Source organism: Streptomyces sp. NBC_00335 (assembly GCF_036127095.1).
GTDB lineage: Bacteria > Actinomycetota > Actinomycetes > Streptomycetales > Streptomycetaceae > Streptomyces.
Genome location: NZ_CP108006.1, coordinates 287,985 through 308,818, shown reverse-complemented (window position 1 = coordinate 308,818; position 20,834 = coordinate 287,985). Strand labels below are relative to the sequence as shown.

The following is a 20,834-nucleotide window of genomic DNA, read 5'->3' as shown; positions in this document are numbered from 1 at the left end:
GCGGGGGCCGGTGTGCCGTGCGGGCTCAGAAGCGGCTGGAGACGGTGGCTCCGGCGAAGTCCTGGGCGGCGTGCAGGCTGACGTAGAGGTAGCCGGCCGGCGGGTTGTTGATGGTGAGGGACTCGGTGTTGCCGCTCTGGGCCGAGCGGGCGGTGTAGTTGCTCGTGGTGGCCCAGGTGGTGGGGCTGTAGTAGAGGTCGGCGTTGCCGGTGCCGCCGGAGACGGTGATCTTGAGGGAGGCCGTGCCGGCGGGGACGTGCACGTAGAAGTAGCGGTGGTTCCCGGCGGTCGCGGAGACGTTGGAGCGGCTGCAGTCGGCGCCCAGTACTCGGACGTCGGTGCCCGGGCACTCCACCTGGGCCGTCCCGAACCGGGTCGAGACGGTGACGCCCGCGAAGCCCTGGACGGCATGCAGGCTGATGTAGACGCGGCCGGCCGCGGGGTTGTTGACGGTGAGGGACTCGGTGTTGCCGGCCTGGGCCGAGCGGGCGGTGTAGTTGCTGGTGGTGGCCCAGCCCGTGGGGCTGTAGTAGAGGTCGGCGTTGCCGGTGCCGCCCGAGACGGAGATCTTGAGGGATCCGGTGCCGGCCGGGACGTCCAGGTAGAAGTACCCGTAGTTGCCGGTCGTGGCGGAGACGTTGGAGCGGCGGCAGTCGTCACCCAGCACCCGGACGTCGGGGCTGGTGCATTCGCCGGGCCCGGCGCTGCCGACGGTGACCGCCTTGGAGGTGGTGGCGCTGGCGCCCTTGTTGTCGGTGACGGTGAGCTTGACCGCGTACGTACCGGCCGTGGTGTAGGTCTTGGCCGGGTTGGCGGAGGTGGAGGTGGTGCCGTCACCGAAGTCCCAGGCGCGGGAGGCGATGGTGCCGTCCGCGTCCGTGGAGGTGTCGGTGAAGGTGACCGCGAGGGCGTTCACGGCGGCGGTGAACCCGGCCACCGGGGCCTGGTTGACCGGCGGGGTGGTGGGGCCGCCGCAGTCTCCGGCCGCGCACTTGACCAGCCAGGCGGCGAAGTCCGCGTCGTAGCGGGTGCCGATGGTGGAGGTGAGCAGGGTGCGGGCGGCCGCCCAGTTGCCGGTGCGGTAGTGGCCGAGGAGCGTCGCCACGTCCTGCGGGTGCGACTGGACCAGGTAGCGCACCGCCAGGTAGCCCCACTGGTAGACGCGGGTGGAGTCGGAGTTGTCGTAGGTGGTGTCGAACAGCGTGCTGAGCTTGTAGGAGTTCTTGCCCGCCTCGGTGACGGCACGGTCGTAGGTGACGCCCCGGTAGGAGTACGAGATGTACTCGGCCAGGCCCTCGACCCACATCACGGTCGGGGTGGTCATCCCCGCGTCGAAGTCGCCGTACATGTCGAAGCGGCCGTCGAGGTAGTGGGTGTACTCGTGGTTGAGGTTCCAGATCTGGAACTCCGGCCGGACCCACTCCGCCTCGTAGGCGATGAAGCGCGGCTGGTTCCCGGTGACCGAGGGGTCGCCCTCCAGGTACATGCCGCCGTTGTCGGTGCTGATCCCGAAGATGACACCGGCGTAGGACTGGTAGTCGGCGCTGGAGTCGAAGGCCACCACTTCGAGCGCGGTGTTCTTGTCGTTCGCGACCGGGCCGCCGTCCTTGACCACGTTGTGGAAGAAGGCGTCCTGGTTGGCCAGGCTGGTGCAGCTCGCGCCGAGCTCGGCGGCGGTCATCTGCTGCGCGACGATCCGCAGGCTCGGGCTACAGGTGTGGTTGACCGTCAGGACGGCCGCACGCACCCGCGCCGGCAGGTCGCAGGTCCCGTAGAAGGAGCAGTTGGCCGCGTCGTACGAGGCGGTCATCTCGGCGAGCGGCACCCAGAGGGAGGAGGTGCGTCCGGTGATCGAGGTGCGGTCCAGCAGCTGCTTGACGAGCGGCCGTACGGTCGCCTGGAGCGCCGAGTGCTGGAGGAAACGGCCCAGCTCCCGGCCGGCGTTGGCCGGCAGGTAGCTCTTGTCCGTGCCCAGCAGGGCGTCGTGCGTGACGGCGAAGTCGCGCAGCACCGTGAGGATGCTGGGGTCGGCCTGGACGGCGGGCAGGAACTCGGCGGTCTGGTGGCCGCGGAACAGCACGGTGTAGGCGTTGTTGACCGCCGCGACCATCGAATAGGAGCTGTTGTAGGAGGAGTTGTAGCCGGTCAGCATCCGCTTGGCCACGCCGAGGTAGCGGGCGTTCTCCTGGGCGCTGTCGATCAGGATGACCGACTCGGCCAGGGTCGCGCCGTTGGCTTCGGTCACGTCGGCCGCGCGCGGAGCGGCGAAGAAGGTGTCCAGGGCGCCCCGGATCGAGCTCTTGAGGGCCGGCCCGTAGGTGCCGACGGTGGACTCGTTGTACCACTGCACGTAGTACCCGGCACGCAGGAAGAGTACGAGCTGCCCGGTCTTGGTGCTGTTGTCGCCCGGGTAGGTGGCGGAGGCGGTGCGCAGGGCATCGGCCACCGAGACCATCTGCGCCTCGCGGAAGGCGGCCTGCGCGTCGTTGCCCTTGAGCAGGAACAGCGAGTTCACGCAGTCCATCTCGGAGGCCTTGATCTGGCTGACCAGCGCGGCTCCGGTCTTCGAGGTGAAGTCCGCGACGTTGCAGGCCGCGGCGAGGGCCTCGGCGGAGGCAGCGGCGCCGGGCGCCAGCATCGCCTTGGACGACCGCTGTTCGGTGCGCGCGGCCTCCTTCGTGGACCGGAGCGGGGCGCGCTCGGACAGGTCCGCGTCCGGACGTGCGGCGTGCTCGGCCCGGAGCGCGGCCGCCGTGGCGGCCGGGGTCGAGGGCTGCGGGGCGGCGCCGGACTTGAAGGCCGGAGCGGGCGAGGCGGGCTTCGGTTCGCGCGCGAGGGCCTGGCCGGCGGGGGCGAGCATCGTCAGGCCCAGACTGCAGGCCAGAGCGGCTATGAGGGGCCGGGCACGGCCCTTCGTGGTGGGGGAACTACGCATGGGGGGTGGGCCTCCGAGCCGGTCTGCGGCCGCGCTGGCAACGCGGCGAATGTGGAAAGCGGACCGTGACGTCGACGGGAGTTGGTGGGGATTTCAGCTCTGTCGTGTACACGGCTATGCAGTGTGCGATGTAACATGGCACACATCACATGGCTCTGGAAGTCCCCGCGGGGCGGTTCTCTCCATCTGAACGGCCGTCAGGTGTGGATGCGGGGGAGGATCTGTCCGGTTCCTCTGAGGTCGTCCCGGTTCCCCCCGCCACCACATGCGCCGCGCGCGGGGCCCGCCCATACTGGATCCGTGAGGCGTACTCGTACGGTCTTGCTGTGCATCGCCGGTCTGATGGGCGCGGCCCTTCCGGCGGGGACGGCCGCTGGCGTGGAGCCGGCCGCCCCGGCTCCGGGGGCATGCGTGAACTCACCCGGCACCGCCCAGGGCGACGCGCTCAAGGTCCGCACCATCGCGCAGCAGGCCCAGCGGGAGTTCGGCCTGAACTCGGTGGTGCTGCGCGTGTCCTCCGACGGCCGCGAGGTGCTCACCACGGCCCTCGGGGATTCGATGACGGGAGTCCCGGCCGAGCCGGCGATGAAGTTCCGTACGGGGTCCGTGGCCATCGTCTACATGGGCGCCGTCCTGCTCCAACTCGTGGACGAGGGCAAAGCCTCGCTCGACGACCCCGTGTCCCGCTGGCTCCCGGACGTGCCGCACGGATCGGAGATCACCCTGCGCATGCTGGGCAGTTCCACGTCCGGCCTGCACGACTACGTCACCGACCCGGCGTTCCTCGCGGAGTTGGAGGCCAAACCGTTCCGCGCGTGGACGTCGGCCGAGGTCATCGGCATCGCGACGGACAAGCCGCTGCTCTACAAGCCGGGCACCAACTGGAGCTACTCGCACGCCAACTTCAACCTGCTCGGCGAGGCACTGGAGAAGATCAGCGGCCTCCCGCTGGACCGGTTGCTGAAGGAGCGCGTGTACGGACCGCTCGGGCTGAGCGGGACCAGCAACCAGGCCACCCCACAGATCCCGGAACCGGTCCTGCACGCCTTCACCTCAGAGCGCGGCACCTACGAGGAATCCACCTTCTGGAACCCCTCGTGGACCACCACTCCCGGTGCGGTCCTCGTCCAGAACATCTGTGACCTGGACCGGTCCGCGCGAGCCGTCGGGACCGGGGAGCTGCTGTCGGCGAAGTCCTTCAAGACCCAGCTCGACCCGGGCACCATCGGCCTCGGCCACCCGACGGCCTCCTGCCCGGACACCGTCTGCCTCCTGACCAACACGGAGGCCCACCACTTCGGCCTCGGCGTGATCGTCGTCAACGGCTGGATCCTGACGAACCCGTCCTTCTCCGGCTACGCCGCCATCCAGGCCTACTTGCCCGCGGAGAAGCTCGCCATCTCCGTCACCGTGACCCAGGGCCCCAAGAGTCCCGAGGGCAACTCGGCCCAGACCATAGCCGAACGCATCTCCGCGGCCCTCGCCCCCGGACACGAGCTCAAGATGCGCTGACCTCCGGTGACTTGGGCAGACATGGCGTGCGGCCGGGTCCCGGGGCGCCCGCCGGTGCTCCCTCTGTACGATCCCGCCATGATCGCCTCCATGCCAGAGCCGCTGATACGAATCCTGTACGACGAGTCCCGCCCGGACCTGCGGGATCCGGCCCGTGCCCGGCCGGTCCGCCTGTACGTGTGGGAGCAGAGCGCTGCCGGGCACGCACCCGCCCCGCTCGTCTTCGTCTCGCACGGCACAGGAGGCTCGGGCGGCGAGATGGAGTGGCTGGTACGCCCGCTCCATGCGGCGGGCTTCCGGGTGGTGGCCCTCGACCACCACGGCAACAACTTCGTCGACGGCTACGAGCCGGAGGGCTTCCTCCACGTCTGGGAACGCCCCCGGGACATCACCTTCGTCCTCGACGCGCTCGCCCGGGAAGAGCCCCTCGGTCCGGTCGGCGTGGCGGGCTTCTCCATCGGCGGCTACACGGCCGCGGCGCTCGCCGGAGCCCGCGTCGACCCGGGCATCCTGCGGGCCGTGTTCACGGGCGCGGCACCCCTGCCGGCGATCCCCGAGTTCCCCGGCGTACTGGAGGCGCTGCGCGCGAAGTACGCGAACGACGAGGCTCCGGAACGCACGCTGGAACCCGGCGGGCGCGACCTCTCCGATCCCCGGGTACGGGCGGTCTTCCTGGTGGCGCCGGGGGTCGGCGGGATGGTCACCCGGGAGAGCCTGGAGGCCGTACGGCTACCGGTCGCCATCCGCTGGGGCGGAGCGGACACGATCACCCCGTACGACATCGACACCAGGCCGTACCTGGAGCACATCCCCACCGCGACCGGCCGCCCGATCGGTCCCGCGGTCCGGCACGACGACTTCATCGCCCCGGAGCCCGCCGACCCGACCGCCCGAGTACGGGCCGGCAAGGACGCGGCGGCCTTCTTCCTGGAACAGCTGGGCTGACCCCGCGTGCGGGCGGCGGCGGGTCACAGGCTCGCGAGCAGCTCTTCGAGGGGCGCCGGTACGCGGTCCTCGTCGAGCGCCTCGACGAGGACGCGGCCGTAGCGGATCTTGCGTCCCTTCTTCGTGCCGAGGAATCGCCGCACCTGCTGCTGCGCCGTGCGGCCCTGCTGCGCGGGCTGGCGCAGGAAGGTCCGCAGGGCGCGGTGGTCCCCCTCCTCCCGGACGAGCTCCTCCACCCTGGGCACGCCCAGTGCGCGGATGAGCTCGTCCTCCAGATCCGCCGCGCAGACGAAGAACCCCTGGGGCTCGGCGCCGGCCCGCTCCCAGCCGCGCACGTAGAAGTCGCGCTCCCTCTCGTCGCACAGTCCCGTCAGGCGCAGGCCCAGACCCTGCGGTCCGAGGAACCCGGCGAACCGCGCGACGCTCATCGCGCCGCCCATGGGCAGGACACAGACCCCCTCGGCGGCCAGGTTCCGGCCCCGCATCGAGGCCAGGGCATCGACGGCTTCGGCGTCGCTCGCCCCTTCGAGCAGCACGACGGTCCGTACGGGCAGCCGCGCGGCCAGCTCGCGCGCCGTGTCCGCCGCCTCCCCTGCGTACCCCACGTCACCGAGCCCACCGGCGTCACCGGCCGCCCACGCGGTCACCGCATCCCCGAACGCCGCCATGTCTTCCATGGGGCGAGTCTGATCCACTGCCCGCCGCGGCGGTACGGAATTTCCGCCGGTGCGGGCGCCCGCTCGCCGGGACCGCCCGGCCCCGTACCGGATCCGCCCCGCACTGCCCGCCCGGCGCAGGCCGTCCTCCTCGCACCGCGCCAACCCGGCCCAGACCCTCCGGGCCCGCTCCGCCCGTCCGCGCGGACCCGGACGATCGACCCTAGGATGGACGGGAACCGGGTGCGGGCGGCTCGCCGCGATGCCGCCAGTCCAGGCCGCTCGGGGCGGGAGAGCCATGACAGAGGTCGCCGACACGGCACGGACCGTGATCCTGACCGTGGACGACGACCCGGGAGTGTCCCGGGCCATCGCCCGAGACCTGCGGCGGCGCTACGGCTCCGGTTACCGGATCGTGCGGGCCGAATCCGGCGAGTCCGCGCTGGAGGCACTGCGCGAGCTGAAGCTCCGCGGCGACCTGGTGGCGGTGATCCTCGCCGACTACCGCATGCCGCAGATGAACGGCATCGAGTTCCTCGAAGAAGCCATCACCGTGTACCCGGGCGCGCGCCGCGTCCTGCTGACCGCCTACGCCGACACCAACGCGGCGATCGACGCGATCAACGTCGTCGACCTGGACCACTACCTCCTCAAACCGTGGGACCCGCCCGAGGAGAAGCTCTACCCGGTCGTGGACGACCTCCTCACCGCCTGGCGCACCGGCGACCACCGGCCCGTGCCCGCCACCAAGGTGATCGGACACCGCTGGTCGGCCCCCTCGTCGGCCGTCCGGGAGTTCCTGGCCCGCAACCAGGTCCCGTACCGCTGGTACTCCTGCGAGGAGCCGGAGGGGCGACGGCTCCTGCGGGCGGCCGGGGCCGACGGACAGCGACTGCCCGTGGTGATCACCCCCGGCGGCACCGTACTGATCGAGCCGGACGCACCCGACCTCGCCGCCCACGTGGGCCTCGCGACCACACCGACGGCCGACTTCTACGACCTCGTCGTGATCGGCGGCGGCCCCGCCGGTCTCGGCTCCGCGCTGTACGGGGCCTCCGAGGGGCTGCGCACCGTACTGGTCGAGCGGTCCGCGACCGGCGGACAGGCCGGGCAGAGCTCCCGCATCGAGAACTACCTCGGCTTCCCGGACGGCGTGTCCGGATCCCAGCTCACCGAACGCGCCCGCCGCCAGGCCGGCCGCTTCGGCGCCGAGATCCTCACCGCACGCGAGGTCACCGGACTGGAGGTCAACGGCGCGGCCCGCCTCGTCCGCTTCTCCGACGGCTCGGCGATCGGCGCGCGGAGCATCATCCTGGCCACCGGCGTCACCTACCGCCAGCTCGGGGCGTCGGGCTGCGACGGCCTCACCGGCCGCGGCGTGTACTACGGCTCCTCGCTCACCGAGGCCTCCTCCTGCCTGGAACAGGACGTGTACGTGGTCGGCGGCGCCAACTCGGCCGGGCAAGCCGCCATGTACCTCGCCCGGGGCGCGAAATCGGTGACGCTCCTGGTGCGCGGGCAGTCCCTGGCCGCGTCCATGTCGTACTACCTGATCCAGCAGATCGAGGAGATGCCCAACATCACGGTGCGCACCCGCACCACCGTCGAATCGGCGCACGGCGACGGCCACCTGGAGCAGCTCACCCTGCGCGACGTGGACACCGGCGCGACCGAACTCGTCGACACCCAGTGGATGTTCGTGTTCATCGGCGCGGCCCCGCTCACCGACTGGCTGGACGGTACGGTGCTGCGCGACGACCACGGCTTCATCCTGGCCGGGCCGGACCTCACCCCGGACGGGCGCCCCCCGGCCGAATGGGAGCTGGACCGCCCGCCCTACCACCTGGAGACCAGCGTGCCCGGCGTGTTCGTGGCGGGCGACGCGCGCGCCCGGTCCGCGAAGCGGGTCGCATCAGCCGTCGGAGAGGGAGCCATGGCCGTGATGCTCGTCCACCGGTACCTGGAGGAGTCGTGAGCGGGCAGGCGATGCCCTGCTCCCCGCAGGAGATCGGCTCGCTCTTCCTCTTCGAGAAGCTCACCCCGGAGCAGCTCGGGCGGCTCTGCGCCGAGGGCCGCGTGGAGCGGTTCGACACCGGCCCCGTGTACACCGAGGGCGATCCCGCCACCTGCTTCTACGTGATGATCGAGGGCACCGTCGTCCTGTCCCGCAGGGTCGGCGGCGACGAGGTGGAGGTCGGCCGGACCTCGCAGCGCGGGGTGTACGCGGGCGCCATGCAGGCCTACCTGGGCGACCGCGTCCAGCAGACCTACAACAACTCGATGCGGGTGACCGAGCCGACGAGGTTCTTCGTCCTGCCCGCGCAGTCCTTCTCGGACGTCATGCGGGAATGGTTCCCGATGGCCGCGCACCTGCTGGAGGGCCTCTTCTTCGGCGCCAGGAGCACCCAGCAGGTCATCGGCCAGCGCGAACGGCTTCTCGCGCTGGGCTCCTTGTCCGCGGGCCTCACCCACGAGCTCAACAACCCGGCCGCGGCGGCCGTCCGGGCCACGGCCACCCTGCGCGAACGCGTGGGCAAGATGCGGCACAAACTGGCCCACATCTCCCAGGGGAACTACCCCCGCGAGGCGATCGCCGAACTCATCGAGATCCAGGAACGCACCGTCGAACGCGTCGCCAAGGCGCCCGCGTTGAGCCCCCTCGAAGCCTCCGACCGGGAGGACGAGATCGCCGACTGGCTGGAGGACCACGGCTTCCCCGAGGGCTGGCGGGTCGCTCCGGTCTTCGTCCAGGCCGGCCTGGACACCGACTGGCTGGAGCAGGTCGCGTCGAGCGTCGCCGAGGACCTCCTGCCGTCGGCCATCGGCTGGCTCAACTACACGGTCGAGACCGAGCTGTTGATGGACGAGATCGACGACTCCACCACCCGCATCTCCCACCTCGTGGACGCCGCCAAGCAGTACTCGCAGCTCGACCGGGCCCCGCACCGGGTCGTCGACGTCCACGAACTCCTCGACAGCACCCTGCTGATGCTCTCCGGCAAGATCGGCCCCCGCATCCGGGTGGTCAAGGAGTACGACCGCTCCGTCCCGGACGTGCCGGCCTACCCCGCGGAACTCAACCAGGTGTGGACCAACCTCATCGACAACGCCGTGTTCGCCATAAGCAGCACCGACCGCGAGGGCACGCTGACCGTCCACACGGCCCGGACGGGCGACCGGCTGCTCGTGGAGTTCCGCGACACCGGGCCCGGCATCCCGTCCGAGATCCGCAGCCGCATCTTCGACCCCTTCTTCACCACCAAACCCGTCGGCGAGGGCACCGGTCTCGGTCTGGACATCTCCTGGCGGATCGTGGTCAACAAGCACCACGGCAGCCTCCAGGTCGAGTCGGTCCCGGGGGACACCCGCTTCCAGGTGCTGCTGCCGCTGACCGCCGCGGAACCTGATGCCGATGCCGATGCCGATGCCGATGCCGATGCCGATGCCGTTACCGAGACCGAGACCGAGACCGAGACCGAGACCGAGGAGCCCGTATGACCGCCATCGACGGAGTCGACCCGAGCGTCCCGCCCTCCGGTAGCGGCTGCGCCGATTGCGATGCGGTCGGCGGCTGGTGGTTCCACCTGCGGCGCTGCGCCCAGTGCGGCCACATCGGCTGCTGCGACTCCTCGCCCGCCCAGCACGCCACCGGGCACTGGAAATCCACCGGGCACCCGGTGGTACAGAGCTACGAACCGGGCGAGGACTGGTTCTGGGACTTCGCGGCCGACGAGCTGTACGAGACCGGCCCCGAGCTGACCCCACCGTCCGGCCACCCGTCCGACCAACCGGCCCCGGGCCCGTCGGGCCGGGTGCCCGAGGACTGGACCCGCCGGCTGCACCGCTGATCCCGGCTGCCCGGAGCGGATCAGAAGGGCTTCGTCGGCAGGTACTTGCCGTCCAGGGTGATGACCGCACGCTCGCCGCCGTCGGGGTCCGCGACCTTCCTCACGTCGAGCTTGAAGTTGATCGCGGAGACGATGCCGTCGCCGAGCTGCTCGTGGACCAGTGCCTTCAGCGTGGTCCCGTAGACCTGGAGCATCTCGTAGAAGCGGTAGATCGTCGGGTCGGTGGGGACGCCGCCGGGGACCGAGCCGCGGCTCGGGATGGTCTGCAGCAGCCGCGCGTCGTCGGCGTCCAGGCCCAGGAGGGCGGCCACGGCCTCGGCCGAGGCCCGGGGCAGCGGGTGCTGGCCGAGGACGGCCGCGGTGACGAAGGCGACCGACAGGCCCGCGGCGTCCGCGATCCGCTGCCAGGTCAGGTCCTCGCGGATCTTGGCGTCCACGGCCTTGACGGCCAGGGCCTGACGGGCGGTGTTGTCGAACTGGGCGTGCACCATGAGAGGGCTTCCTTTCGGTGAGCCGCTCACCCGGGGTGGGGGAGAGCGGCGGATGGCGCGGATGGGGTGCGGGAATGCGGGTCGGGGACCCGAGGGGTGGCGGTGGTCAGACCGCGGGGGAGACCGGGCGCGGGGCGTCGAGCTCCTCGACACCCCCGGCCCCGATGTCGTAGACCCAGCCGCGCAGGGTCACCGACCCCGCGGCCAGGGCGCGGGCCACCGACGGGTGGGTCGCGAGGTTCGCCAACTGCGCGCGGACGTTCTCCCGTACCAGGGCATCGACCCTGCGCCCGTCCTGCCCGGCGCCGGTACGGGCGAGCGAGGCGTCGGCGTGGCGCAGCCAGCCGGCGACCGCCGGGGCGGCGCTGAGGTCGTGCCGCTCGGCCAGGGCCGTCATCGCGCCGCAAGCGGAATGCCCGCACACCACGATGTCGCTCACGCCCAGGACCGCGACGGCGTACTCGATGCTGGCGGCCACCCCGTCCGTGCCGGGGGTGTGGGCGGGCACGAGGTTGCCGGCGGTACGGATGACGAACAGCTCGCCCGGCTCGCTCTGGGTGATCAGCTCCGGCACCACCCGGGCGTCGGAGCAGCTGATGAACAGGGTGCGCGGGCGGTGCTGCGTCGCCAGCAGGGCGAAGAGCTCCGCCTTGGCCGGGTAGACCTCCCGCCGGAACTGCGCGACGCCCTCGATGAGGTCGTGCATGGTCACTCCCTTCGATCACTGCCGACCCGTGGGGCCGACGAGATCCACCATGCACGACCTGCACCTATAGCGTCCAAGACGCATTACCCATGTCACTCATAGATGGGATCTATACTCGACTCCATGGCCCTGGAACTCCGTCACCTGCGCTACCTGCTCGCCGTCGCCGAACACGCCAGCTTCACCCGCGCCGCCGAAGAACTGCGCATCTCCCAGCCGACCCTGTCCCAGCAGATCAAGCAGCTCGAAGGCACCGTCGGCGTCCAGCTCCTGGACCGCACCGGCCGCGGCGGAGTCCGCCTCACCGATGCCGGCGAAACCTACGTCCACCACGCCCGCCGGGCCCTGCGCGACCTCGCCGCCGCCGAACGCGCCGTCCACGACGTCGCCGACCTTTCGCGCGGCCACCTCCGGCTGGCCGTGACACCGACGTTCACCGCCTACCTGGTCGGGCCGCTGGCCGCGGAGTTCCATGCCCGCCACCCCGGCATCACCCTGGACGTCAAGGACATGGCCCAGGACCGCATCGAAGCCGGCCTGCTCGCCGACGAACTCGACCTGGGGATCGCCTTCGACGGCCCGCACCTGCCCGGCATCACCGCGACCCCGCTGTACGCCGAGACCCTCAGCCTCGTCACCGCCGCCCACCCGACTGCCGATGGTCCGCAACAACCCCTGAGCGTAAGAGACATGGCGAACCGTCAACTAGCTCTGCTCAGTGGCGATTTCGCCACCAGGGGTCATATCGACGCCTACCTGGCCGGCCACCGGGTGCGACCGCGCATCGCGGTGGAGGCCAATTCGGTCCAGACCCTCACCGAGATCGTCCGGCGCACCGACCTTGCGACCGTCCTGCCCGACGCGGTCACGGAGGACCACCCCCACCTCGTCCCCGTCCCCCTCGAACCGGCCCTGCCCACCCGCACGGTCGCCCTCCTCGGGCGCGACAACGCCTACCGCAGCGCCGCCGCGGGCGCCTTCACCCGGCTCGCCCACGACCACGCCCGGTCCCGCGGTTACGCCCCGGCCTGATCGTGCTCGCCGCGTCCGGCGCGGCGCAGGGCGGCGGGTGTGGTGCCGTACCAGCGCTTGACGGCCCGGCGCAGAGCACGGGCGTCGGCGTAGCCGCTCCGGGCCGCGATCGAGTCGACGCTGAGGTCGGTGTCGTGGAGCAGCCGGGCGATGTGGTCCCGGCGCACGGACTCGACCTCCTCGCTCCACGTCGTGCCGTGTTCTTCGAGCCGGCGCTGGAGGGTCCGCGCGCTGATGGTCATGCGCCGCGCCACCGAGGACAGCGTCGGCGCACCCTCGTCGTGGGCGGAGGCGAGGGCGGTACGGAACAGATCCAGCCAGTCGTGCAGCGGGATCGTGCTGGCGAGGGCCTGCTCGGCGTGCCGGCGGAGCACGGCCGACAGCCCGGGCTGGGCGTACGGCGCGGGGGCGCTCAGGTCGGCGGCGAGGAAGGTGATCGAACTGGCCGGGGCCTCGAACTCGATGTTCCGGGTGCCGTAGAGCTCGATCAGGGCGTCGTGGCGCGGCGGCGCCTTGGCGGCCAGGGTGGCGTGCAGGGGAACGAGGCACCGCCCCGCGGCCTCGCCGAGCCGGCGCCGGTACAGACCGAGGGCGTAGCCGCGGATGCCGCAGGCCGCCTCGTGGGCTATGTCGGCCCGATTGACGTGGCTGATGGTGACGCGTTCGCCGTCCTCGGTGATCCGCATGCCGTCCGTCAGGGGGTCGGCGACGGAGTCGAAGTGGGCCGCGGCGTCCCGGATCCCTTCGAGCGGAGTGGGCGCGGAGGTGATCAGGTAGTCCCAGACCCCGAGGGCGCCCACGCTCGACTCCCGCGCCAGCAGCACGGACATCTCGGTCCAGGGGGCGTGGACCGTCGTGAGCTCCGCGATCCGGATGGCCGTCGCCGCGGGAGTGCGGAACAGGTCGTCGTTGAGGTGCTGGGGCGCCATGCCCGGCAAGTGGGCGTACCCGTGAGGGCCTATGCCGACCAGCCGCGCGACGTTGACGCTGAGACGGGCGAGGGCGGAGGAGGTTGTCCCCTGAAGTGCGTGCGAGACCACAGCGGCAGAGCATAGTCCAGGGTGAATTACCAGGTCACCGCGGGGGTTAGGGGCCTGCGGTCCCCAACATGGCGTGCAGTGTCCCCCGTGGCGCGGCCGGTCCCCTTGCTGGCGCGTGCGGCCCTGGGGAGGTGAACTGCCGGGCCGTAGTGTGGCGATCGTTCCCGCACGGTACGGAGTCGCACGGACCGCACGGACGGAGCGGAGTCCCCCCACGGGGGTGGGGGGCTCGCGGTCCCGCCGCACGCGGCCGGCTCCGGGGCCCCGCGCCCGGGGCGCGGGGCAACGCCACCGGATGCCGGGGGAATCGAGGTGTTCGCGGTGGTCCCGTCCGACGGGACGGCGATCGCCGCCGCCGGGGAGGGCGCGGGGTCGGTCACTCCACCCAGGGCTTCCACACGTTCTCGTTGCGCTCCACCCACTTCTTCGCCGCCTGCTGCGGCGACAGCTTCTCCTCGGCGATCATCAGGGACACCTCGTTCTGCTGCGCCTTGGTCCAGTGGAACTTCTTCAGAAGGTCGGCCGCCTTTCCGCCCGACTCCGCGAAGCGCGTGTTCAGGTACTTCTGCAGCGGTGTGTTCGGGTAGGCGCAGGCCACCTTCTGCGGATCGTCCGCGCAGCCCTCGGTGTACTCGGGGAGCTTCACCTCGGTCATCGGGACACGCTCGAAGAGCCACTGCGGCTCGTACCAGTACGTCAGGAAGGGCTTGTGCTCCTTGGCGAACTGCTTGATCTGGGTGATCTGGGCCGCCTCGGAGCCGGCGAAGACGACTTCGAAGTCCAGGCCCAGGTTCTTCACCAGTGCCTTGTCGTTCGTGACGTAGGACGGGGAGCCGTCCATCAGCTGGCCCTTGCCACGGCTCTCGGGGGTGCGCAGCTGGTCGGCGTACTTGTCGAGGTTCTTCCAGTCGGTGACGTCGGGATGGGCCTCGGCGAAGTACGTGGGGACGAACCAGCCGATGTGGCCCGTCACGCCGAGGTCCCCGCCGGGGGTGATGGTCTTCTTGCCCTCTACGTACCGCTTCTCCTGCTCGGGGTGGCCCCAGTCCTCCAGGATCGCGTCGACGCGGCCCTGGCTGAGGGCGTCCCAGGCGGGGACTTCGTCGACCTGGACGGTGTCCACGCGGTAGCCCAGCTCGTGTTCGAGGAGGTAGGAGGCGACGGCGGTGTTCGCCTGGGCGCCGACCCACGACTGGACGGAGAGGGTGACGGTCTTCGCGCCCTGTGCGGCGGCGTACGGGGATGACTGGCGGGTCATGTCGGCGGCCCCGCAGCCGGTGAGGACGGCGAGTCCGGTCGCGGCGGCCAGGACGGCCGCGCCGCGTCGGCCGCGCAGGGTGCGCCGGGGGGTTGTGTCGCGCATGTCAGGCCTCCTTCACGGGCTGGGTGACGCGGTCGAGGAGCAGGCCGAGGCAGACGATCGCGGCGCCGGCCACCAGGCCGGTGGCCAGGTCGCCCTGGGCGAGGCCGAGGACGACGTCGTAGCCGAGCGCGCCGCCGCCGACGAGGCCGCCGATGATGACGACGGCGAGGACCAGGACCACGGCCTGGTTGACGGCCAGCAGCAGCGCCGGCCGGGCCAGGGGCAGTTGGACCTGCCGGAGCAGCTGCGAGCGGGTCGCGCCGAGCGAGCGTGCGGATTCGACGACGGTCGGGTCCACCTCGCGCAGGCCCTGGACGGTGATCCGGACGACGGCCGGCAGCGCGTACACGACGGCGGCCGCGGCGGCCGGTGCGCGGCCGACGCCGAACAGCGCGACCACGGGGATGAGGTAGACGAACTGCGGCAGGGTCTGGCACACGTCGAGTACGGGCCGCAGCAGCCGCTCGGCGCGGGCGCTGCGGGCGGCTCCGACGGCGATCGCGAAGCCCAGTACGAGGGTGACCGCCACGGCGGCCAGGACCTGGGAGAGCGTGTCCAGGGAGGATTCCCACACGCCGAGCACTCCGACGGCGCCCAGGGCGAGGACCGCGGTGAGTGCGGTGCGCCAGGTGCCCGCGAGCAGGGCGAGAGCGGCGGCCACGAGCAGGAGCAGCCACCAGGGGGCGGCCTGCAGTCCGCTGCGCAGCGGGTCGAGGATCCAGCCGGTGAAGCGGGCGGCCCAGTCGGCGGTGCCGCCGACGACGGGCACGCCGGAGTAGAGGTGGTCGGTCATCCAGGCGACGGCCGAGTTCACCGGAGCGGCGAGGGAGACGGTCCAGGACTCGGGCCACAGGGTGCTGCCGGCGATGCGCCCGGCCACGGCGGCGGCGACCGCCGCGAGGAGGGTGAGGAGGAGGCCGTACCAGCCCGAGAACACCCGGCGCAGCAGGCCCTGTTCGCCGACGGGCACGGTGGCGCCGATCCGGCGGCCCGCGGCGTCGGCGGTGCGGTCCAGCACCACGGCGAGCAGCACGATCGGGATGCCCGCGGCCAGGGCGGCTCCGACGTCCACGGAGGCGAGGGCCTGGTAGACGCGGTCGCCGAGGCCGCCCGCGCCGATCACGGAGGCGATGACGGCCATGGACAGGCCGGTCATGATGGCCTGGTTGACGCCGAGCAGGAGCTGTCGGCGCGCGAGCGGAAGGCGGGCGGTCAGCAGTCGCTGGCGTCCGGTGGCGCCGAGCGAGGCGGCGGCTTCCATGACTCCCGCGTCGGCCTCGCGCAGGCCGAGGGCGGTGAGGCGGGCCATGGGCGGCGCGGCGTAGACCACGGTGGCGAGGACGGCGGCGGGCACGCCGATGCCGAAGACCAGCACCATCGGCAGCAGGTACGCGAAGGCCGGCAGGATCTGCATGGTGTCGAGTACGGGGCGCAGGGCGCGGTCGGCGCGCGGGGAGAGCCCCGCGGCGAGGCCCAGCAGGGCGCCCAGTACGACGGAGGCGGCGACGGCGACGGCCATCAGCGCGAGGGTCTGCATGGTCGGCACCCACATGCCGAGCAGTCCGCAGGCGGCGAAGGCGGCGGCACAGGTCAGGGCGAGCCGGATGCCGGCGAGGCGCCAGGCGACCAGGGCGGCCAGGGCGGTGACCCCGGTCCAGCCGGCGGCGAGCAGGAGCACGTACACGGCGCGGACGGACACCACGACGGCGTTGCTGATGTGGCCGAAGAAGTAGAGGAACACAGGGTGGTTGTCGCGGTGGTCGATGATCCAGTCGCCGGCGCGGCCGAGCGGGCCGGACAGGTCGACGGCCAGGGCCGCGGGCCAGCTGCCGGCGCCCGGGAAGACCACGGCGAGCGGGATCAGCAGGGCGACGGCGACGCCCATCGGGAGGAGGACTCCGCGACGCCCGGCGCGGCCGGGCAGGGCTCTGCGGGGGCGGTCCTGCTGCGCGGACGTGGTACGCGAGTGACGCGGGCCGGCGGGCCGTTCGGCGGACTGCGGGGCTTCCGAAGGGGCGTCGGCGCGGGCGTCGGTCGGGGTGTGGGTCGGGGTCGCGGTCATGCGCACCACCTCCGGGCATCGGGGACGGTGGCCGTGCAAGGGGTGGGGCGGGTCATGCCGCCACCCCCCGTCCGGTGGCGGCGGGGAGTCCGGCGACGACGGCGAGCAGCCCCGCGTCGTCGACGACGCCCAGGCAGCGGCCGCGGTCGACGACGCGGGCCGGGCCGCCGCTGCGGGCGACGGCCTGGATGGCCTCGACCACGGTGGTGGCGGGGTGGAGCGCGGGTCCCTGTTCGGCCTCGCCGGCAGTGGCGGGGCGCATCGCGGTGCGGACGGTGAGCACCTGTTCGCGGGGGACGTCGCGGACGAAGTCCCGTACGTAGTCGTCGGCGGGCGAGCCGACGATCTCCTCGGGCGTGCCGAGCTGCACGATGCGGCCGTCGCGCATCAGCGCGATCCGGTCGCCCAGGCGCAGGGCCTCGGTGAGGTCGTGGGTGATGAAGACCATGGTGCGGCCCTCTTCGTGGTGGAGCCGGGTGACCTCCTCCTGCATCTCCCGGCGGATGAGGGGGTCGAGCGCGCTGAACGGCTCGTCGAACAGGAGCACTTCGGGGTCGGCCGCGAGGGCGCGGGCCAGGCCGACGCGCTGCTGCTGGCCGCCGGAGAGCTGGGCGGGGCGGCGCTCCTCGAGTCCTTCGAGGCCGACCTTGGCGACGAGTTCGGCGGCCTTGTCCCGGCGGTCGCCGCGGCCGACGCCCTGGATCTCCAGTCCGTACGCCACGTTGTCGAGGACGGTGCGGTGCGGGAGCAGGCCGAAGTGCTGGAACACCATGGCGGCGCGGTGGCGGCGCAGGGCGCGCAGCCGGGTGGCGTCCATGGCGAGGACGTCCTCGCCGTCGATGGCGAGGCTTCCGGCGGTGGGTTCGATGAGCCGGGTGAGGCAGCGTACGAGGGTGGACTTGCCGGAGCCCGACAGGCCCATCACGACGAAGACCTCGCCCTTGCGGACGTCGAAGGTGACGTCGCGGACGGCGGCGGTGCAGCCGGTGCGCTCGCGCAGTTCGGCGGCGGACAGGTCGGCGTCGGCGGAGCCGGGGACCTTCGCGGCAGCCTTCTCGGGGCCGAAGACCTTCCACAGGCCGTCCACGGCGAAGACGGGGGGTGCGGCGGGGGTGGCAGGGGTCGTGTTCACCGGGTACCGCCTTCGCGGGCCAGCAGTTCGGCTGCCTTTTCGCCGACCATGAGCACTCCGATCATCGGGTTGACCGCGGGCATCGTGGGGAAGACGGAGGCGTCCGCGATGCGGATGCCTTCGAGCCCGCGGATCTTCAGGTCCGGGTCCACGACGGCGCCGGGGTCGTCGGCGGCGCCCATCCGGCAGGTGCCGGCCGGGTGGTAGACGGTGTGCGCGACGGAGCGGGCGTAGGCGCTCAGCTCCTCGTCGCCGGTGATCTCCGGGCCGGGGCACACTTCTCGCTTGAGCCAGCCGGCGAGCGGCTGGGTCGCGGCTATCTCGCGGGCGAGCTTGATGCCGTCCACCAGGGTCCGGCCGTCGTAGTCGTCCTCGTCCGTGAAGTAGCGGAAGTCCAGGGCCGGTTTCACCTCGGGGTCCGCGCTGGTCAGGTAGAGGCGGCCGCGGCTGCGGGGCTTGGGGATGTTGGGGGTCATCGACACGCCGTGCGCGGGCCGTTCGTAGCCGATGCGCTCGGGGTTGTCGGTGAAGGGGACCTGGTAGAAGTGGAACATCAGGTCGGGTCCGGCGGATTCGGGGTCGCGCCGGACGAACAGCCCCGCGTCGCTGTCCATCGCGGAGTTCTCCGGTATCGGGCCGTCGGTCTCCCAGACGATCACCGACTCGGGGTGGTCGAGCAGGTTCTCCCCCACGCCGGGCAGGTCGTGCACCGGGGGGATGCCAAGGGCTTCCAGGTCCGCGCGCGGGCCGATGCCCGAGTGCAGCAGCAGCCGGGGGGTGTCCACTGCGCCGGCGCACACCAGTACCTCGCGGCGTGCGGTGACCAGCGACTCCGTACCGTCCGAGGCACGTACGCGGACCCCGCGCGCCCGGGTGCCGTCGAGTTCCAGGCGGTGGGCCCAGGTCTCCAGGAGGATCGTCAGGTTGGGGCGCTCGTCCATGACGGGGTGGAGGTAGGCCACCGACGCGGAGGAGCGCTTGTTGCCCTCGGGGTGGTACGCGAGGTCGAAGAAGCCGGCGCCCTCGTGGAAGGGCTTGCGGTTGAAGCCCTCGACGCGCGGGACGCCCAGGGCGCTCTGCGCGGAGTCGACGAAGTCGCGCGCGATGGCGTTGCGGTCCTTCTCGTCGACCGGGACGATGTTGTTGAGGAGCCTGTCGAAGTACGGGTCCATGGCGGCCGCGTGCCAGCCCTCGGCTCCGGACTCCGCCCACTCGTCCCAGTCGGACGGGAGCGGCTTGAAGGCGATCAGAGTGTTGTGCGAGGAGCAGCCGCCGAGGACGCGGGCGCGGCTGTGGCGGATGTGCGAGTTGCCGCGGGGCTGCTCGGTGGTGGGGTAGTCGTAGTCGAGCTCGCCGCCGAGCAGGCCCATCCAGCGGCGCAGGGTGAGGACTTCGGGGCGGTCGACGTCGCTGGGACCGCCCTCGATGACGGCGACGGTGACGGCCGGGTCCTCGGTGAGGCGGGAGGCGATCACGGAGCCGGCGGTGCCGCCGCCGACGACGACGTAGTCGTACTCCTGCTCCGTGGGGGTGGTGCTGTGCGTGGGGGTGGTCATGCTCTCCTCCTTCATCCCGCGAACCAGCGCACGGGGCGCGGGGCGAGGTTCTGGTACACGTGCTTCGACTCGCGGTACTCGGCCAGTCCCGACGGGCCCAGTTCGCGTCCGATGCCGGACTTGCCGAAGCCGCCCCACTCCGCCTGCGGGAGGTAGGGGTGGAAGTCGTTGATCCAGACGGTGCCGTGGCGCAGCCGGCCGGCCACGCGGCGCCCGCGGCCCGGGTCGGAGGTCCACACCGCGCCGGCGAGCCCGTACTCGGTGTCGTTGGCGAGCGCGACGGCTTCGGCCTCGGTACGGAAGGTCTCGACGGTCAGGACCGGCCCGAAGACCTCCTCCCGTACGACGCGCATCCCGCGGTGGCAGCGGTCCAGGACCGTCGGCCGGTAGAAGTAGCCGGGCCCGTCGGGGCGTTCGCCCCCGGAGCGCAGTACGGCTCCCTCGGCGAGGGCGGAGGCCACGTACTCCTCGGTGCGTTCGCGTTGGGCGGCGGACACCAGCGGCCCGCATTCCACGCCCGGGTCGGTGCCGCGGCCGAGGCGGATCCGGTCGGCCCGGCGGGCGAGTTCGGCGACGAAGCGCTCGGCGACGCTCTCCTCGACGATGAGCCGGGAGCCGGCGGAGCAGACCTGGCCGCTGTGCATGAAGGCGGCGTTGAGGGCCTGGTCGACGGCGGTGTCGAAGCCTTCCTCGGTGGCGCAGGCGTCGGCGAAGACGACGTTGGGGTTCTTGCCGCCGAGTTCGAGTGCGACCTTCTTGACGGAGTCTGCGGCCGCACGCATCACCTTCGTACCGCTGGTGAGACCGCCGGTGAAGGAGACGAGGTCGACGTCGGGGTGGGCGGCGAGGCGCGCGCCGACGGGGTCGCCGGGGCCGGTGACCAGGTTCGCGACGCCGGCCGGGAGACCTGCCTCCACCAGCAGGCCGATGAGGGCGACCGTGGACAGCGGGGTGATCTCGCTGGGCTTGAGCACGAAGGTGTTGCCCGCGGCGAGGGCGGGAGCGATCTTCCAGGAGGCCTGGAGGAGGGGGTAGTTCCACGGGGTGATCAGGGCGCAGACCCCGACGGGCTCGTGGACGACGACGCTGTGGACGTCGGGGGTGCCGGCGTCGATCACGCGGCCCGCGCTCTCTCCGGCGACGAGGTCGGCGAAGTAGCGGAAGGCGTCGGCGACGCAGTCCACGTCCACGCGGCCCTCTTCCAGGGTCTTGCCCGCGTCGCGGCTCTCCAGCAGCCCGAGGCTTTCGCGGTCGCGGTGGAGCAGGTCGGCGGTGCGGCGCAGCAGGGCGGCGCGCTCCAGGACGGGGGTCTGGGGCCACTCCCCGCCGTCGAAGGCCGCGCGGGCGGCGCTGACGGCCGCGTCGGTGTCCGCGGTGCCGCCCTCGGCGACGACGGCGAGGACCGTGGCATCCGCCGGGTCGAGGACCTCTCGGGTGGCTCCTGATACCGCGGAACGCCAGGTCCCGGCGATGTGGATGGTCGTCTGCTCGGACACGACTTGTTGTACCTCCGATTCCGCCACCGCGACTTACCCGCGGGGGCGTTGCTCGTTCCC

The 20,834-nt window shown here is 72.1% G+C and carries 16 protein-coding genes; 6 read left to right on the top strand and 10 right to left on the bottom strand.

Annotated features, from left to right (window positions below):
* Nucleotides 1-25 precede the first annotated feature (25 nt).
* Complete coding sequence (locus tag OHA37_RS01445; protein WP_266901585.1) at nucleotides 26-2,935, bottom strand: collagenase; 2,910 nt, start codon at nucleotides 2,933-2,935, stop codon at nucleotides 26-28.
* Nucleotides 2,936-3,235: 300 nt separating this feature from the next.
* On the opposite strand from OHA37_RS01445, the gene OHA37_RS01440 reads away from it, so the two are divergent.
* Together OHA37_RS01440 and OHA37_RS01435 are read left to right on the top strand one after the other, a co-directional pair.
* A complete protein-coding gene (locus tag OHA37_RS01440; protein ID WP_266901583.1) occupies nucleotides 3,236-4,447 on the top strand; it encodes a serine hydrolase domain-containing protein in 1,212 nt (403 codons plus the stop codon).
* A gap of 78 nt (nucleotides 4,448-4,525) precedes the next feature.
* Complete coding sequence (locus tag OHA37_RS01435) at nucleotides 4,526-5,392, top strand: alpha/beta hydrolase family protein (protein ID WP_266901581.1); 867 nt, start codon at nucleotides 4,526-4,528, stop codon at nucleotides 5,390-5,392.
* Nucleotides 5,393-5,415: 23 nt separating this feature from the next.
* On the opposite strand, the gene OHA37_RS01430 is transcribed toward OHA37_RS01435, so the two are convergent.
* Nucleotides 5,416-6,069, bottom strand: a complete 654-nt coding sequence (locus OHA37_RS01430; protein ID WP_266901579.1) for a TOPRIM nucleotidyl transferase/hydrolase domain-containing protein — start codon at nucleotides 6,067-6,069, stop codon at nucleotides 5,416-5,418.
* A gap of 277 nt (nucleotides 6,070-6,346) precedes the next feature.
* Here OHA37_RS01430 and OHA37_RS01425 point away from each other — a divergent pair, with 277 nt between their 5' ends.
* The 3 genes from OHA37_RS01425 to OHA37_RS01415 are packed head-to-tail and all read left to right on the top strand — an operon-like array spanning nucleotide 6,347 to nucleotide 9,896.
* A complete protein-coding gene (locus OHA37_RS01425; RefSeq protein WP_266901577.1) occupies nucleotides 6,347-8,023 on the top strand; it encodes an FAD-dependent oxidoreductase in 1,677 nt (558 codons plus the stop codon).
* A gap of 11 nt (nucleotides 8,024-8,034) precedes the next feature.
* Nucleotides 8,035-9,546: an ATP-binding protein gene (locus OHA37_RS01420; protein ID WP_443046283.1), complete on the top strand. Its 1,512-nt coding sequence runs from the start codon at nucleotides 8,035-8,037 to the stop codon at nucleotides 9,544-9,546.
* Complete coding sequence (locus OHA37_RS01415; RefSeq protein WP_266901576.1) at nucleotides 9,543-9,896, top strand: UBP-type zinc finger domain-containing protein; 354 nt, start codon at nucleotides 9,543-9,545, stop codon at nucleotides 9,894-9,896. The genes OHA37_RS01420 and OHA37_RS01415 overlap by 4 nt, the downstream gene beginning before the upstream one ends.
* Nucleotides 9,897-9,916: 20 nt before the next feature.
* Here the strand turns inward: OHA37_RS01415 and cynS are convergent, their stop codons facing one another.
* On the bottom strand, nucleotides 9,917-10,387 hold the full coding sequence (gene cynS / locus OHA37_RS01410) for a cyanase (RefSeq protein ID WP_266901575.1): 471 nt from the start codon (nucleotides 10,385-10,387) through the stop codon (nucleotides 9,917-9,919).
* Nucleotides 10,388-10,493: 106 nt separating this feature from the next.
* A complete protein-coding gene (locus OHA37_RS01405) occupies nucleotides 10,494-11,093 on the bottom strand; it encodes a carbonic anhydrase (protein ID WP_266901573.1) in 600 nt (199 codons plus the stop codon).
* A gap of 123 nt (nucleotides 11,094-11,216) precedes the next feature.
* Between OHA37_RS01405 and cynR the strand changes: the two genes are divergently transcribed.
* A complete protein-coding gene (cynR, locus tag OHA37_RS01400) occupies nucleotides 11,217-12,125 on the top strand; it encodes a transcriptional regulator CynR (protein WP_266901571.1) in 909 nt (302 codons plus the stop codon).
* Here the strand turns inward: cynR and OHA37_RS01395 are convergent.
* The 6 genes from OHA37_RS01395 to OHA37_RS01370 form a co-directional block, all read right to left on the bottom strand.
* The gene (locus OHA37_RS01395) at nucleotides 12,110-13,165 is read right to left on the bottom strand and encodes a helix-turn-helix domain-containing protein (RefSeq protein ID WP_328692928.1); all 1,056 of its coding nucleotides are present in this window, start codon (nucleotides 13,163-13,165) and stop codon (nucleotides 12,110-12,112) included. The genes cynR and OHA37_RS01395 overlap by 16 nt on opposite strands.
* A 376-nt stretch (nucleotides 13,166-13,541) precedes the next feature.
* Nucleotides 13,542-14,528: an ABC transporter substrate-binding protein gene (locus OHA37_RS01390; protein WP_443046097.1), complete on the bottom strand. Its 987-nt coding sequence runs from the start codon at nucleotides 14,526-14,528 to the stop codon at nucleotides 13,542-13,544.
* A gap of 1 nt (nucleotide 14,529) precedes the next feature.
* Complete coding sequence (locus tag OHA37_RS01385) at nucleotides 14,530-16,590, bottom strand: ABC transporter permease subunit (RefSeq protein WP_266901568.1); 2,061 nt, start codon at nucleotides 16,588-16,590, stop codon at nucleotides 14,530-14,532.
* Nucleotides 16,591-16,642: 52 nt separating this feature from the next.
* Complete coding sequence (locus tag OHA37_RS01380) at nucleotides 16,643-17,722, bottom strand: quaternary amine ABC transporter ATP-binding protein (RefSeq protein ID WP_266901566.1); 1,080 nt, start codon at nucleotides 17,720-17,722, stop codon at nucleotides 16,643-16,645.
* Nucleotides 17,719-19,278 carry a GMC family oxidoreductase gene (locus OHA37_RS01375; protein WP_266901564.1) on the bottom strand — a complete coding sequence of 520 codons (1,560 nt, stop codon included), beginning with the start codon at nucleotides 19,276-19,278 and terminating at the stop codon, nucleotides 17,719-17,721. The genes OHA37_RS01380 and OHA37_RS01375 overlap by 4 nt, the downstream gene beginning before the upstream one ends.
* Before the next feature lie 11 nt (nucleotides 19,279-19,289).
* Complete coding sequence (locus tag OHA37_RS01370) at nucleotides 19,290-20,774, bottom strand: aldehyde dehydrogenase family protein (protein ID WP_266901562.1); 1,485 nt, start codon at nucleotides 20,772-20,774, stop codon at nucleotides 19,290-19,292.
* Nucleotides 20,775-20,834: the final 60 nt, after the last annotated feature.